The organism is Pseudomonas cistanchae (genome assembly GCF_054483635.1).
Window position 1 is genome coordinate 330316 of the sequence record NZ_JBTLWN010000003.1, and the last position, 15472, is coordinate 345787.

Annotated in this window: 4 protein-coding genes; 3 read left to right on the forward strand and 1 reads right to left on the reverse strand. The window is 63.9% G+C overall.

Annotated features, from left to right (window positions below):
- Positions 1 to 49: 49 nt before the first annotated feature.
- Complete coding sequence (locus ACX0MV_RS11575; protein WP_458982652.1) at positions 50 to 10093, reverse strand: retention module-containing protein; 10044 nt, start codon at positions 10091 to 10093, stop codon at positions 50 to 52.
- Positions 10094 to 10532: 439 nt separating this feature from the next.
- Here ACX0MV_RS11575 and ACX0MV_RS11580 point away from each other — a divergent pair, with 439 nt between their 5' ends.
- Genes ACX0MV_RS11580 through ACX0MV_RS11590 form a run of 3 tightly spaced genes read left to right on the forward strand, consistent with a single transcriptional unit; the run spans position 10533 to position 15454 of the window.
- On the forward strand, positions 10533 to 11888 hold the full coding sequence (locus ACX0MV_RS11580; protein ID WP_458982653.1) for a TolC family outer membrane protein: 1356 nt from the start codon (positions 10533 to 10535) through the stop codon (positions 11886 to 11888).
- Between the two features lie 23 nt (positions 11889 to 11911).
- Positions 11912 to 14071, forward strand: a complete 2160-nt coding sequence (locus tag ACX0MV_RS11585) for a type I secretion system permease/ATPase (protein WP_458982654.1) — start codon at positions 11912 to 11914, stop codon at positions 14069 to 14071.
- Positions 14072 to 14095: 24 nt separating this feature from the next.
- Entirely contained in the window at positions 14096 to 15454 is a 1359-nt protein-coding gene (locus ACX0MV_RS11590; protein ID WP_458982655.1) for an HlyD family type I secretion periplasmic adaptor subunit, read from the forward strand.
- Positions 15455 to 15472: the final 18 nt, after the last annotated feature.

Consider the following 15472-nt stretch of genomic DNA (forward strand, 5'->3'; position numbering starts at 1 on the left):
GCCGCCCCGCCGCGGAAAGTAACCGCCAGTACTCAGCCCCTCACACCCATCACGCGGCGAGGGTTTGATCGCTCAGCATGCCCTCGATGATGGTTGCCGCATCGCCCACGCCGCCGGACAACAGAACGTTCTCCAGGGTGATGGTCTGATCGATGCTGGCGGGGTCCGACACCGTTCCCACGCTGGAGACGCTGATCACCGTATCGGTCGCGGTAAACGCGAAGCTCAGGTAATTGGCCAGCTCGTCGGCATCGCTGCCGTCGCTGACGCCGACCAGCAATTGCGACAGATCCAGCTTGTCCCCCGCGGCGGTATTGAAATCAGCGACGACGTCGCCGTAATCACCGCCCCTGTCGCCTGCATTCCAGACGAAGGTATCACTGCCCTCGCCGCCAATCAGGATGTCGTCGCCCGCTCCGCCGATCAGCGAATCGTTACCACCCAGGCCGGACAGGCTATCGTCGCCGCTGCTGCCCTGGAGTACATCGGCGCTGGCACTGCCGACAAGGCTGCTGCCCGCCTCGATGGTCACCTGCAACGTCACGCTGGAGGTGGCGTCGTTATCTGCATCGCGTACCGCCACCTGGAAGTTGAGGGCAGTGTCCAGGGTCTGGGTCTGGCTGACGATCAAACCGACGTCGGACACCTTGATGACGTCGCTATCGGTCGAATTGCTGAAGCTGGTCAACGAGGTGGAAGCGCCCGACTCACCGAAGTCGCGGTCGTAGTTGATCGCAACGGCGGTGGTGATGCCCTCCACGGTGGCCAGCACCTGGGCGCCATAGATCTGCCAGTTCTCACCTGCAGCGTTGAAGTCGTTGTGCTCGATGACGATGGCGCCGTCATTGTTGTCGAGCACGATGCCGTACACCGCCAGGGCGGCGATGGCGGTCGAGCCGCTGCTCGACCGGTAGATATCCGAGTTGCCGACCACCAGCGCACGGGTGGTGGTCACCCCGCCGGCGCCCACCAGTTTGAGCACCACCACCAGATCGTCGCTGTTATCGACACCGTCGAGCTTCAGGTACATCCCGCTGGCGCGGCCGTCCGGGGTGATCGCCAGGTTGCCGAAGGGATTGCTGGTGAAGAAATTCAGGTCCAGCACTTCGCCCTGGCCGATGGTATCGCCCGCGACGCCGTTGGCGGAATTGGACACCGTGACATAGGACGCCGCCTGGCTGAACAGCTCACCGTTGGCGAACACGCTGCTGTTCGTACTACCGGCCTGCAGGTTGTTGCCGCCGGTGCCACTGCCCGGCTCGGCATAGCTTCTGAACTGCACATAGAAGTCGTCGTCGAGCTTGGACACCGCCACCACTGGGTTGCTGCTGTCCGGCGTGCTGGTGCCGGGGTTGTAGCCAGTGATATTCAGTGAAGCACTGGTCTTGAGAATCTCGAAACCGGTAATCGGCTCGCTGAGGGCGACCGAGTAGGTTCCCGCGACCTTGTCGAAGACCAGGCTGCCAGTGGCCTGTGCGGTGACCGCAGTATTCAGCGGGTTGGGCGCATAGCTGAACTCGATGGAGAAGGACGCGCTGCTGGCGTCTTCCGCAACCCAGGTTACCGATTGCCCGGTGATCGCCCCGCCGCCGACGGTTCCGCTCAGACCGATGACTGTGAAGTCCGAATCGGCCGCGCTGTAGGGCCCGCTGTCGCGCGAATCCGCACCTGTGCTGTAGACGAACAGCCCCTGCCCGCCGGCCGGATTGCTGTCGTTGGCATACACCAGGTGGGTAGAGGCAAGGATCGCCGGTACGTCGTTCTCGACCTGCACCAGAAGCGCGCCGGCCAATGGCAGCGGGTTCGTGCCATCGCTGGCCTTGATCGCGTGGCTCAGGTCGAGCACCAGCAACTGCTCGTCGTCGCCGGCAGCACCCGGATGGTCGAGCGCGCCGAGCAACGTAAAGGTGTAGGCGCCACTGGTTTGCACCACCAGGGTGAACACCGCCGTCGCTCCCGCCAGCGCGGTCAGGGTGTTGCCGGCGAACTGGTAGGTGACCGCGACGCCGTCGGACGTCAACGCAGGCATCGTCGTTGGCGTGCTGTTCAGGCTGAACTGGGCGGAGCCGGTTCCCACCAGCAGGCTGCTCAGGTCGCCGCTGGCGACAGTGGTTTGGCTGTCGTGGTCGCTGATGCCGCCGGCCAGTTCGTCCTCGTCGACGCGGATCACCTCGGGCGCCACGTCTTCGACGGCGACGGTCAGCTGCGCCTGCGCGGTGTCGCCATCGCGGTCGATCAGGGTGTAGACGAACACCTCATTGCTATCGGCTGCCACACTTTGTGGCGCGTTGTAGGCCCAGTTGCCGGTGGCAAAATCGAAACTCAAGCTGCCACCCAGGGCGGTGGTGATGTTGTGCAGCTGGCTGCCGACGACATCCGCGCCGACGCTGGCGTCGATGGTGTTGACGCCGTCCCAGGTGTACAGCACGCCGTCGATTTCAATCGACAGAATCTGGCCGGCACCGTCGGCACCGAAGCCATCGTCGTCGCCGCCGCCAAGCACACCGTCGTTGCCGAGCAGCACGTTGCCGCTGACATCGCCGCTCCCGACCTGTTCCAGCAAGGTATCGATCAGCTCATCAACGCCGGTGAGCAGAATCGGTGCCCCGCTGCCGTCAAGATCGACATCCTGCAGCCGCACCAGGTTGATGCCATCACCCACGCCAATGGCGGTGACGCTGACACCGTTGCTGTCGACGAAGCTGTTCCAGGCTGCGGCAGTCGCATCGCTCAGCGAATTGCCGGCCGTGCCGGTCTGCTGGTTCGGGTTGCCGTCGCTGATGAAGAACACCTGGTTGCTCCAGCCCGGCATTGCGCTGTAGGCATCCAGGGTTTCCTCGATCGCCGCGGTGAAGTCGGTCTGCCCGCTGAAGGGGCGGTTGTCGATGATCTGTTCTATCAGCGCATTGAACGCCGCCAGCGTGGTTACCGGCGCGTAGGATGCCGCGTCGGAGGAAAACGCCACGACAGTGACATTCACCTCGCCGCTGGTGCCATTGAACAACGCCTGCCCCGCCGCTTTCACCGCGTTCAGCATGCTGGTGAATTCGCTGTTGCTGATGCTGCCGCTGGAATCGAGAACGAAGGCGACGTTGAAGTCCTTGCCGCCGTCTTCCACCACAGTCGCGCTGTCGGCAAAGGCCTGGGGCGTATCGTCGTCGACATTGATCGACAGGCTGCCGGTGGCGCTGTCGCCATCCTGGTCGGTAACCCGATAGGTGAGCGTGAACGCCTGGTTGTTCTCCTGGTCGCCCACCCCATGCAGGATGGGCGCGTTCTGGGTAACGCTGTAGCTGCCGTCGGTGGCGTTCAGCGTCACCGTCAACACCGTTACGCTGCCCTGGTTGACCAGCAACGACGTGCCGGCGCTGTGGTAGCTGAAACCGAGCGGCGCGCCGCTGGTCAGCCATTGCACGCTGCCTGCACCGTCCGCACCGTAGTTCAGCCCGAGGGTGCCGCTGGCGTTCAGCGAATCGACGCCATCGCCCGTGCCACCTGCAATGCCATTCGCCAGCGCGTCGTCATCCAGCAGCACGCCGGGGTTGGCCTGGGTCGAAGGGCCGTCGTCGTCGAAGGCAATCTTGCCGCCCAGGTCGAGCACCTTCACGGCGCTGGCCAGGTCGTCATCACCATCGCTGATGCTCGCCTGCAGCTTGACCCCGACCAGCCCGGCCGCAAGAAACTGCTCCTGGCTGGCATATGCGGTGGTGACACCGGGAAGAGCATGGGTGATGGCCTGCAACTGGGTCAGCGTCACCACACCCGTGGCCGAATCGATCGCCAGCGAGAAGACCGTATTGCCGGCGGTGATTCCCGCCTGGGTGACGGCGGTGGAGCCGACGATCTCGTTACCCACCTTGTAGAGAAGCACGACGCCGCTGCCGCGGGTTATGCCGCTGGGCTGCGGGCCGCCGGGCGGTCCGGCAAGCAGTCCGAGGCTGTACACCTGCTGAACAAGGCCCGGGCCGTCGGCGCCATGATCGGCATTGACGACAAACCCCGCCGCGAAGTTTGCGCTGGCGCTGTCCGAAGCGGCGCCGATGGTTTGCCCGTCCTGGGTGTTGAGCACCGGCAACGCAGTGCTGGTGAGCGCCAGGCTGATGCTTGGGCCGTCGTCGTCGAAGGCGACTTTGCCGCCCAGGTCGAGCACCTTGTCGGCAGACGCACTGTCGCCGTCGCCATCGGTGATGGTGACCGTGGCTCTGAGGCCGACCAGGTTGCTGGCCAGCACCGCCTCCTGATTGCCGTACAGGCTGGTCGCAGCGTCGGCGCCATGGTCGATTTCCTGATGCTGGACCAGGGTGACCTGGCCAGTATTCGTGACCGACAGGCTGAACACGCTGTTACCACTGTTCACCCCGGCCTCGGTGGCCGATGTCGAAGCAATGACCACCCCGGCTTGCTCGTACAGATAGAGGGTGGCGCCGTTGCTGCTCAAGCCGGCGGGGCTGCCTTCACCAGTCAGCAGGGTCAGCGCGTAGCTGGTGGTGACGCTGCCGGCACCGTCCGCACCGAAGCTCGAAGTGATCACGCTGAACGCGCCACTGAAACTCTGGCTGTGACTGTCCGAAGCCGCGTCTATGGTCTGCGCATCCTGGGTGTTGAGTACCGGCAGCGCGCCGCCGGCGAAGCCCAGGCTGATACTCGGACCGTCGTCGGCAAACGCGACCTTGCCGCCCAAGTCGAGCAGCGCGGTGTCGCTATGGCTGTCGCCGTCGTAATCCGTTATTGAAGCCCTGCCTTCCAGCGCCACCAGCCCGGCCCCTAGCATCAGTTGCTGGGCGTCATAAGGACTACCGCCTGCCGGTGCGTGATCGATCTCGGCGTATTGGTTGAGGGTCACCTGCCCGCTGCCGCTCACCGACAAGCTGAAGATGGTGTTGCTCGCGCCGACGGCTCCTTCGCTGTTGGCAGTCGAACCGATCAGGGTGCCGTCGCCGGACTGATACAACTTGATGCTGAGACTGTTGCTGCTCAGGCCTGCCGCGCCACCTTCGCCGATCAGCAGTTTCAGCGCGTAGTTCCAGCTCACCGCCCCTGGGCCGTCGGCGCCATGGTTGGCTAATGCAGAAAATGCACCGCTGAAGTCGCTGCTGGCACTGTCGAGGTTCGCGCCAATGGTCTGGGCGTCCTGCGTGCCGAGCACGCTCGGCTGCATGCCGCTGAGCTGAGCATCGACAAGTGGAATGTCATCTTCGACATGGATCAGGAACTCCCCTGCCAATGGCAGCGGGGCAACGCCATCGCTTGCCTGCAGGATGCTGGTGAAGTTCAGCGTCAGCAGCTGCCCGTCGTTGCTGCCATCGAGCGGATGGTCCAGCGCCTGCTTCAGGTTGAAGCTGTAGCTGCCATCGCTCGCCACCTGCAGGATAAACACCACGGCGCCCAGCGGGCCGGCCGTGGCGGTCAGGGTATTGCCGAACACGCTGTACACCAGGACAACCCCCGCCGCCGATGCAGCGGTCAGCCCGCTGGTATCGCCGGACAGGCTGAACTGCGCGCCGGCATCCGGCCCGAGCACCAGCGTGGCAACATTGCCACTGACCACATCGCTGACCGAGTCGGCGTCGCCAATGCCCGCCGGCAGGTCGTCCTCGTCGACATAGCCTTCGACCGCGCCGGCGCCTTCGACGTGAATGTGCAGCGTGGCGCTGGCAGGATCGCCGTCATTATCGACGATGACGTAATCGAACTGCTCCGTCCGGTCGCCGACGACATCCGCCGCAGCCTGATAACTCCAGGCGCCGCTGCTGAAATTGAACGACAGCTTGCCGCCTTCGGCGGTGGTGATGGCGGTGAGCTGTTCATCGCCATCGACCACGCCGTCCCAGTCATACACCACGCCATTGATTTCGATGGACAGAATCCGCCCCGGCCCATCGGCGCCAAAGGCATCGTCGTCGACGCCTGGGGCATTATCGCTGCCCAGCAACAGGTTGCCGTTGACCAGACCACCGCTCACCTGTTCGAGCAGCGTGTCCACCAGGTCAGCGAAATTGGCCACCAGGATCGGTGTGCCGACACCGTCCAGATCGACATCCTGCAGACGGTTGCTGTTGATGCCATTGCCGATGCCCAGGGCGGTGACATGAATGCCGTGGCTATCGACGAAGCCGTTCCACGCACTGGCGGTCGCGTCGCTCAGGGCGTTGCCGCCAGTACCGGTCTGCTCGTTGGGGTTGCCGTCGCTGATGAAGAACACCTGATTGCTCGCGCCAGGCAGCGGAGTGAACGCGGCCATGGTGGTTTCGATCGCCGCGGTGAAGTCGGTCTGCCCGGAGAATGGTCGGGTTCCACCATCGGCCGGGTTGAGGCTCTCGAGCAACGCCGAGAAGGCGGCGAAATCGGTCACCAGCGGATAGGCGCTCGCCGTGCCGGAGAATGCGACGAGCTGGATGCTCACCTCGCCACTGGTGCCCTCGAACAGTGCCTGCCCCGCCGCGCGCACGGCGTCGAGCATCTGGTCGAGTTCACCGTTATCGATACTGCCGCTGAAGTCGAGAACGAAGGCGACGTTGAAGTCGAGCCCCTCGCCCGCCAGCACGATGGCGTGGTCATTCTGCGCGAGAGGTACGTCGTCCTCGACCTGCACGACGAAACTACCAGCCGCGAAGCCGTTGACCGGGTCGCCGTCGCCATCGACTGCCGTCAGCACGCCGGAGAAATCGATGGGCAGGCCGAGCAGCTGGCCGTCATCGTCGCTGCCCGGCAGCGGATGATCCAGCGCGCCGAGCAGATTGAAGCTGTAACTGCCATCGGCGTTCACCTGCAAGGTGAAGACCGTCGCCGCCCCTGCGCTGGCGGTCAATACGTTGCCCAGCACGGCGAAGCTCAACGCCGCTCCGCCGCTGGTCAGGCCCTGGCCTTCCAGTGTGCCTATCGCCGCCGGTACGTTGCTCAGGCCAAAGGCTCCGGGGCCATCGGCGCCAAAATTCACCAGCGCATTCAGCGTACCGGCAACTCCGCCGGCAGCACTGCCCTGGCTGTCGCCATCGGTAATGCCGCCGCTCAGCTCGTCCTCGTCGACCTGGGCCGAGACGCCGAGCTTCACTTGTTGCTGCTGGCCATAGCCCAGGCTGACGGCAAGCGGGATATCGTCTTCAACCTGAATCACGAAGCTGCCGGGCGACAAACCAACGAGCGGATCGCCGTCCCCGTCGGTGGCGCTGATCAGTGCAGAAAAGTCGATGGGCAATGCCAGCTGTTCGTTATCACCAGCGGGCGTGCCGTCGGCCAGCGGATGATCCAGCGCGCTGAGCAGATCGAAGCTGTAGCTGCCATCGGCGTTCACCTGCAGGGTAAACACCGGTGTCGCGCCCGCCATGGCGGTCAGCAGGTTGCCCACAACCGAATAAGTCAGTTCGATGCCGCCGGATGACAGGTTTTGCGCGGTCAGGGTGGCGACCCCAGACGGGCTGGCGGACAAGCCAACCGAGCCGGGGCCGTCGGCGCCAAAGTTAATGGCCGCATGCAGCGCACCCGCGGCGCCATTGGCCTGGGTTGCGACACCGTCGCCATCGCTGATGCCACCGGACAGTTCGTCTTCGTCGACCTGATTGCCAACCCACGGCCGTTGGCCGACCTCGCGCGCCACGGGTACATCGTCTTCCACGTCGATGGCGAAGCTGCCGCCGGCTAGCGTCAGCGTCAGCGGGTCGCCGTCGCCGTCTGTGGCGGTCAGCATCTGCGAGAAATCGATGCCCACGCCGGCCAGCGTTTCATCGTCGCGCGCCGCGTCGGCCAACGGGTGATCGAGCGGGCCGCTGAGGATGAAGGTATAGCTGCCATCGTCGTTGACGGTCAGGCTGAACACCGGCGTACCGTTGGCGCTTGCGCTGAGCACGTCGCCAACGACCGCATAGCTCAGGGCCACGCCAGCGGAGGTCAGACCTTGCTCGACGAGCGCCGTGACATCATCGGACAGGCCCATCGCACCGGGCCCGTCGGCGCCGAAAGCGACAACGCCGAACAGCGCGCCAGCTCCGCCACTGACGGTGACGGTCTGGCCAACACCCTCCTGATTGCCCGCGTGGGGCGCACCACCGCCCAGGGTCAGGGCATCCTCCTGCACCTGCAGGTTGATCGCTGCCGCGCCGTCGAGCGATGGCAGGGGTACGTCGTCTTCGACGGCGATGACGAAACTGCCCGGTCGAAAGCCGTCCAGCAAGGGGTCGCCATCACCATCGGTGGCGCTCAGCACACCCGAGAAATCGACGCCAAGGGCGGGCAGGCTCTCGCCATCGTCGCCATTGCCCAGGGGATGATCGAGCGGCCCTTCGAGTATGAACTGGTAGGCGCCGTCTGCGCTCACCGTCAAACTGAACACGGTGGCGCCACCTGCGCTCGCGGTCAGCACATTACCGGCCACGCTGTAGCTGAGCGCGACGCCACCGCTGCTCAGGCCCTGCAGCGTCATCGTGCTGAGGTCGCCGGTAAGCGCGAAGCTGCCCGGCCCGTCGGCGCCAAAATCGACCAGCGCTGACAAGCTGCCGGCCGCGCCGCTGGCGCTGATGCTCTGGCCACCTTCAGGATTACCCTCGTGGGGCGCTCCATCGGCGACAACCAGCGCATCTTCCTGAACCTCGCCGCGCACCTGGATGAACCCCTGCCCCTCGCCACGACTGGCCAGAACCGGCACGTCATCCTCCACATCAATGACGAAGCTGCCGGCGTTGAAGCCAGTTAGCGCATCGCCATCGCCATCGGTGGCATTCAACAGGCTGGAGAAATCGATCGACACGGCAAGTCGTTCGTCGTCGTTGCCGTCGGCAGTCGGGTGATCGAGCTGGCCGAGCACGCTAAAGCTGAAACTGCCGTCGCCGCCTACCTGCAGGGTGAAGATGGTCTCCGCGCCCGCCGAAGCAGTCAGCAGGTTGCCGATCACGCTGTAACTCAGCGCGCTACCGCCAGAGCTCAAGCCCTGGGCTTCAAGGGCCGCGGTCGCGCCGGGGCCGGCCAGCAGGCCAAAGCCGCCAAGGCCATCCGCACCGAAATTGACCAGCGCACCGAGGGCACCCGGGCCACCGGTTGCCACATTGCTGACGCCGTCGCCGTCGCTTATGCCGTCGACGGTTTCATCCTCGTCAACCACTGCGGCCACCTGGGCGCCTTCGCCTTCAAGCAGCAGCGGCCCGTCATCATTGATCAACACATTGAGCTGCGCGGGCGGCGAAACGTCGCCGTCCAGATCGAATACCCGAACGGCAAAGCTTTCGCCGACCTGGTCGGCGGCGCCTGTGGCGTTGGGGTTGCCATGGTCGAGGGTGTTATTGGTCAGGCTGTAGGTCCAGTTGCCCGCAGCATCCACATTCAAGATGCCGTACTGGCCGACCACCACGCCGCCAGCGGTGACATCAACCCAGACGCCGTCAAAGCCCTGCACCTGTAGCGAGGCGACGCCGTTCGGAGAGCTGATGACGAACGCGCCGCTGGCTTGCTCGGCTGCGCTGTCAGGATTGCTGCCATCGTCCAGCGCCTGCTCCTCGACCAGCGCCGGGCCAGCGCCAACCTGCCCGCTGAAATCGCGATAGACGACCTCGACCTGCGGTGCCGAATCCTCTGCAGCGGGTTCTGGCGTGGCAACGGGATCGGGGTCTGGAAACAGCACCGCGCTGCTCAAGCCCTCGGTTGGAAAGCCAATGACCGGGTCGAGCGCACCACCGACGGCATCCAGCAGCACAAAGCTGTGGCCGCCACCTGCGCCGCCCGCTCCGCCTGCACCCGCGCCCGGACCTGCGGCAGTGGCTTCAGCTGCAAGGCTGGGGTCGACTCCCGCGGCGATGGCCGCCTGCAACTGCTCGACATCGCTCAGCTCGGCGTCGCTGGGCGCCGGAGCGGACGCTGATGGTTCAGCCGCAGGGTTATTGGGGGTTTGCGCCAGCAGCTGTGCGTCGAGCATCAGGCTGCTATCGCGGCCAACGGTCAGTTGCTGGCCGTTGTTCAAGGCTATTGCGACGGCACCGGAGGCGCCCGTCACGATCTGCTCACCCGCGAAGACCCGATCACCCTCGCCGAGCAGCCGCCGCAATCCATCGCCGGACACCGCATACACCTCGCCGACAACCTGACTGACGATACCGATTAACGTCGCCATGATTCCTTCCTCACTACAGCTGCCGACTGCCGTCGACACGTTGAAAAAGGTCAAGACACCGCGAGAAATCCGGGCACAACCTACAGCAACCAAGCAGATGGAATGGCGCTAAAAAACACTAAACTTTATTCGACAATAATTTGTCACACCCTTGCGCTATCCAGGTGACTTGCTTTTATTTCGCCCTAGCTGGTGCTTAACCACCTTTTTTGCCACTGGATGAGGGCTCCCCCTCGAAATCCGCGGCTATTTGATAAAAACAATGTGCTGCTTTTCTCAGCCTGCATAAGATTTTTTCCTCATATGCCTTGTAGCAATTTTTTCTCAGCGTTCTGCGAAAAGTGTTCTTAGCTGGGAGTTACACGCCCTAACTATAAAAACCAGAAAACTGCCAAATATTTGGCAGCAGGAACCGAACACCCATCACGGAGATTCGACAATGCGCGTTTTAAATCCACTGTGGAGCTGCATCATGGTGTCGCTGGTGTGCGTCAACGCCGAGGCCATGACCCTGTCCGAAGCGATCCAGAGCACCCTCGACAACCACCCTGAGATCCAGGCCGGCATCAACAGTCGCCTGGCAGCGGATGAAGAGGTGAAGTTCGCCAAAGGGGGCTACCTGCCTACCGTGGACTTGCTGCTCGGTTACGGCCGTGAACACACCGACAGCCCGACCACCCGCGCATTGGGCGACCACAATACCGAGACGCTGACCTACGGCAGTTCGGAACTGCGCTTGCGGCAGATGCTGTTCGATGGTTTCAACACCCCCAATGAAGTGGCGCGCACCGAAGCGGTGTCCAATTCCCGCGCCTACCGTGTGCTGGGCAACTCGGAAAGCCTGGCGCTGCGAACCGTAGAGGTTTACCTGGAAGTGTTGAAGCGCCGTGAGATGGTGGCGCTGGCGAAGAACAACCTGCTCGCCCACCAGCGCATCAACGATCAGATCGACCTGCGCAGCCAGCAAGGCGTTGGCAGCACCGCAGATTTCGATCAGTCCAGCGCGCGCCTGGCCCTGGCCGAAAACAACCACTACACCGAACTGGTCAACCTGGCTGACGCTGAGGCGAATTTCCTCAGCGCAACCGGCCGCATGCCCGACGAGTTGGTGGCACCGTCGACTGTCAAGGGCGCCATGCCGAGCGATCTGCAAACCGCGCTGCAAACGGTCATGGCCAACAACCCGTTCCTCAAGTCCGCGCAGGCCGACGTCAATGCTGCAGAGCAGCAGTACGAAGTCGCCAAGTCGCCGTTCTACCCGCGAGTGGATCTTGAACTGGCCGGCGGCGCCAACAACAACATCCAGGGCGATGAAGGCCACAACAACAACTGGCGCGCCGGGGTGGTGGTCAACTACAACCTGTTCAATGGCATGCGCGACAAGGCACGCCTGCGCTCCACCTCGCACCAGATCAACGAGGCGATGGACATCCGCAACAACGCCCTGCGCGTGCTCAACGAGAACCTCTCGCTGGCCTGGAACGCCATGAACAACGCGCAGCAGCAAACCCCCAAAGCGCGTGAGTACGCGGATTACACGGCGCGCGTGCGCGAAGCCTATCAGCAACAATTCGGCCTGGGTCAACGCACCCTGCTCGACCTGCTCGACAGCGAGAACGAGCTGTTCACCGCCAACCGTCGCTACGCCGAAGTGCGCTACACCGAAGAGTTCGCCATGTACCGGGTGATCGCCGCCATGGGCGACCTGTTGCGCCAGCAGCAAGTGGTCGTTCCCGCCGAAGCGATCGCCTCGTCCGAGGTGAAGAACGAGGCGCGTCTGCCAGCAATGCAATAGTTGTGACGCGGGAGTAGGCAATCGTGACGAGCATGGAACGAGCGGGCCCTTCGGGTGACCCGCGGCTGAGCCACGACGATCCGTTACTGGATGGTTTGTTGATTCTCTGCAAGCTGCACGGCTGTTCGGCCAGCCGGGGCAGCCTGAGCGCCGGCCTGCCCATGCCGCAACAGCGTCTCAGCGCGGAGCTGCTGCCCCGCGCTGCCGCCCGCAGCGGCCTGCAGGGTCGCTTGCTGCAGCGTGAGCTGGGGGCGATTTCCGCACTCAATTTGCCGGTGTTGCTGCTGCTCAAGGGCGGTCGCTGCGCGGTGCTGCGCAAGTTGGGGGAGAACGGCAAAGCGTTGATTCTGCCGAGCGAGGCCGAGGGCGGCGAGCAATGGGTCAGCGTTGAACAGTTGGCCAGCGAGTACACCGGCCGTGCGCTGTTCGCCCGCCCGCGGCATGAATTGGAAGAAGCGCGCACGCCGCTGGTGCCGCGGATGGAGGCATGGTTCCGCGACACCCTCAAGCTGTCGCGCTGGCTGTATACCGATGCCGTGCTGGCCAGCCTGCTGATCAACCTGCTGGGGTTGATGGTGCCGCTGTTCGTCATGCAGACCTACGACCGCGTGGTGCCGAACCAGGCCACCTCGACCCTGTGGGTGCTCGCCATCGGCCTGTTCATCGGCACCGGCTTCGAGCTGCTGCTGCGCATATTGCGCGCGCACCTGCTCGACACCGCCGGCAAGAAAACCGATGTGGTGCTGTCCGCCAGCCTGTTCGAACGCATCACCGGCATGTCGATGAAGGCCCGCCCGGCCACCATTGGCGGCTTCGCCCAAAGCATTCACGACTTTCAGGGGCTGCGTGAATTTCTCACCGCCGTGACCCTGACCAGCCTGATCGACCTGCCTTTCGCCCTGCTGATGATCGGCGTGATCGGCCTGATTGGCGGCTGGCTGGTGATCATTCCGCTGCTGGCATTCCCGATCACCGCGATCTTCGCCCTGATCATTCAGTCGCGCCTGCGCGACACCGTACAAAAAAGCCTGGCGCTCGCCTCGCAACGCCAGGCGCTGTTGATCGAAACCATCGGCGGGTTGGAAACACTCAAGGCCTGCGGTGCCGAAAGTGAGCGCCAGCATGACTGGGAGAAGACCCACGGCGCCCTCACCCGCCTCGATGCACATGCGCGCTTTCTGTCCTCGCTGGCCACCAACGTCACCCTGTTCTTCCAGCAATTCGCCGGCATGGCCACGATTGTCGCCGGGGTGTACGCCATCATCGCCGGCAGCCTCAGCGTCGGTGCCCTGGTCGCCTGTTACATGCTCGGCAGCCGCGTGCTGGCACCGCTCGGCCAGGTGGCCGGGCTGATCACCCGCTACCAGCAAGCCCGGCAAACCATGGTCAGCACCGACGCATTGATGGCCCTGCCCCAGGAACGTCAGGCGAAACAGCGCCCGCTGGAACGCACTCACCTGCATGGCGGCCTGGAAGTTCGCCAGGCAACCTTCAGTTACCCCGGCCAGAGCACCCCGGCGCTGGCCAACGTCAGCCTGCGCCTGGCGCCGGGCGAGCGCGTCGGCATCATCGGCCGCAGTGGTTCCGGCAAGAGCACCCTGGCCCGGATACTGATGGCGTTCTACACCCCGGACCAGGGCCAGATCCTGCTCGACAACCTGGACCTGCGCCAGCTCGATGTCAGCGACCTGCGCCACCAGATCGGCTACGTCGCCCACGATCTGCCGCTGCTGGCCGGCAGCCTGCGCGACAACCTGACCCTGGGTGCGCGCTACGTCAACGACGCGCGCATGCTTGAAGTAGCCGAGCTGACGGGCGTCAGCGAACTGGCCCGGCAACACCCGCAAGGCTTCGATCGGCCTGTCGGCGAGCGAGGTCAACTGCTCTCCGGTGGCCAACGCCAGGCCGTGTTGCTGGCCCGCGCCCTGCTGCTGGACCCGCCGATTCTGCTGCTCGACGAACCCACCAGCGCGATGGACAACAGCAGCGAGGAAGTCCTGCGCAATCGCCTGCATGGCTGGGCACAGGGCAAAACCCTGCTACTGATCACTCACCGGTCGTCGATGCTCAGCCTGGTCGACCGCCTGATCGTGCTGGACAACGGTCACATCGTCGCCGACGGCCCGAAGGAATCGGTCATTGAAGCGTTGCGCAAAGGCCGTGTCGGTCAAGCTGCTCTATAGACCCGCTGCCCAGGAGTAATGCAGATGCAACCGCGTCACAGCTTTCGCGACTACTTCGCCCGCCTGCGCCGAAACAAGCAGGACACCGAGTTCATGCCGGAGGTCGACGGCACCATTCTGGAAGACTCACCCTGGTTTGCCCGCATCACTGTCTGGGTGGTCAGCGCGTGCCTGATCGTCGCGCTGATCTGGGCTAACTTCGCCGTGCTGGAAGAAGTCACCACTGGTGAAGGCAAGGCCGTTCCGTCGAGCAAGATTCAGGTGATCCAGAACCTCGAGGGCGGCATCGTCAGCGAGATCTTCGTGCGCGAAGGCCAACTGGTGGAAAAGAACGATGTGCTGATGCGCCTCGACGACACCCGCTTTCTGTCCAACCAGGGCGAAACCGAAGCAGACCGCCTAGCATTGATCGCCCGCATCGAACGCCTCAGCGCCGAAGCCGAGGGGCGCGCCATTGCCATGCCGGAGGAAATCAGCCGGGACGCACCGCAACTGGCCGAGGACGAACTGGCGCTGTACAACTCGCGGCAACAACGGCTGAAGAGCGAGCAGCGCACCCTGGGCGAACAGCTGCAGCAGAAGACCCAGGAACTCGCCGAGTTTCGCTCCAAGGTGTCGCAGTACCGCTCCAGTCTCGGCCTGCTGCAGCAGGAGCTGAACATGTCGCAGCCGCTTGTAGCCACGGGGGCGATTTCCCAGGTCGAGATTCTGCGTTTGCGTCGCAGCGCGGTGGAAGTGCGCGGCTCGCTGGACGCCACTACCTTGGCCATTCCCCGGGCCGAATCGGCGGTCAGCGAGATCGAGAGCAAGATCGAGGAATCCGAGCTGGCGTTTCGTGCCGATGCCTTTAAGGAACTTAACGACGCGCGCACGGAGCTGAAAAAGATCACCGCCTCAGGCTCGGCGATTCAGGATCGGGTCAGCCGCACCACGGTGGTTTCGCCGGTCCGCGGCGTGATCAAGCAGATGAAGGTCAACACCATCGGTGGTGTGGTGCAGCCCGGCAGCGACATGCTGGAGATCGTGCCACTGGAAGACAACCTGCTGATCGAGGCAAAAGTGCGCCCCCAGGACGTTGCCTTCCTCCACGGCGGCCAGAAGGCCATGGTCAAGTTCAGCGCCTATGACTACACGATTTACGGCGGCATGAAGGCCAGCCTCGAGCTGATCAGCGCCGATACCATCACCGACGACGACGGCAACAGCTTCTACCTGATTCAGGTGCGCACCGAAAAGAACCACCTCGGCAGCGCCGAACACCCGCTGTTAATCATCCCCGGCATGATCGCGACCGTGGACATCATCACCGGTGAAAAAAGTGTGTTGGATTACCTGCTTAAACCCGTCCTCAAGGCACGCGCTGAAGCCATGCGCGAGCGTTGAGCCGCCGGGTTCTGCACC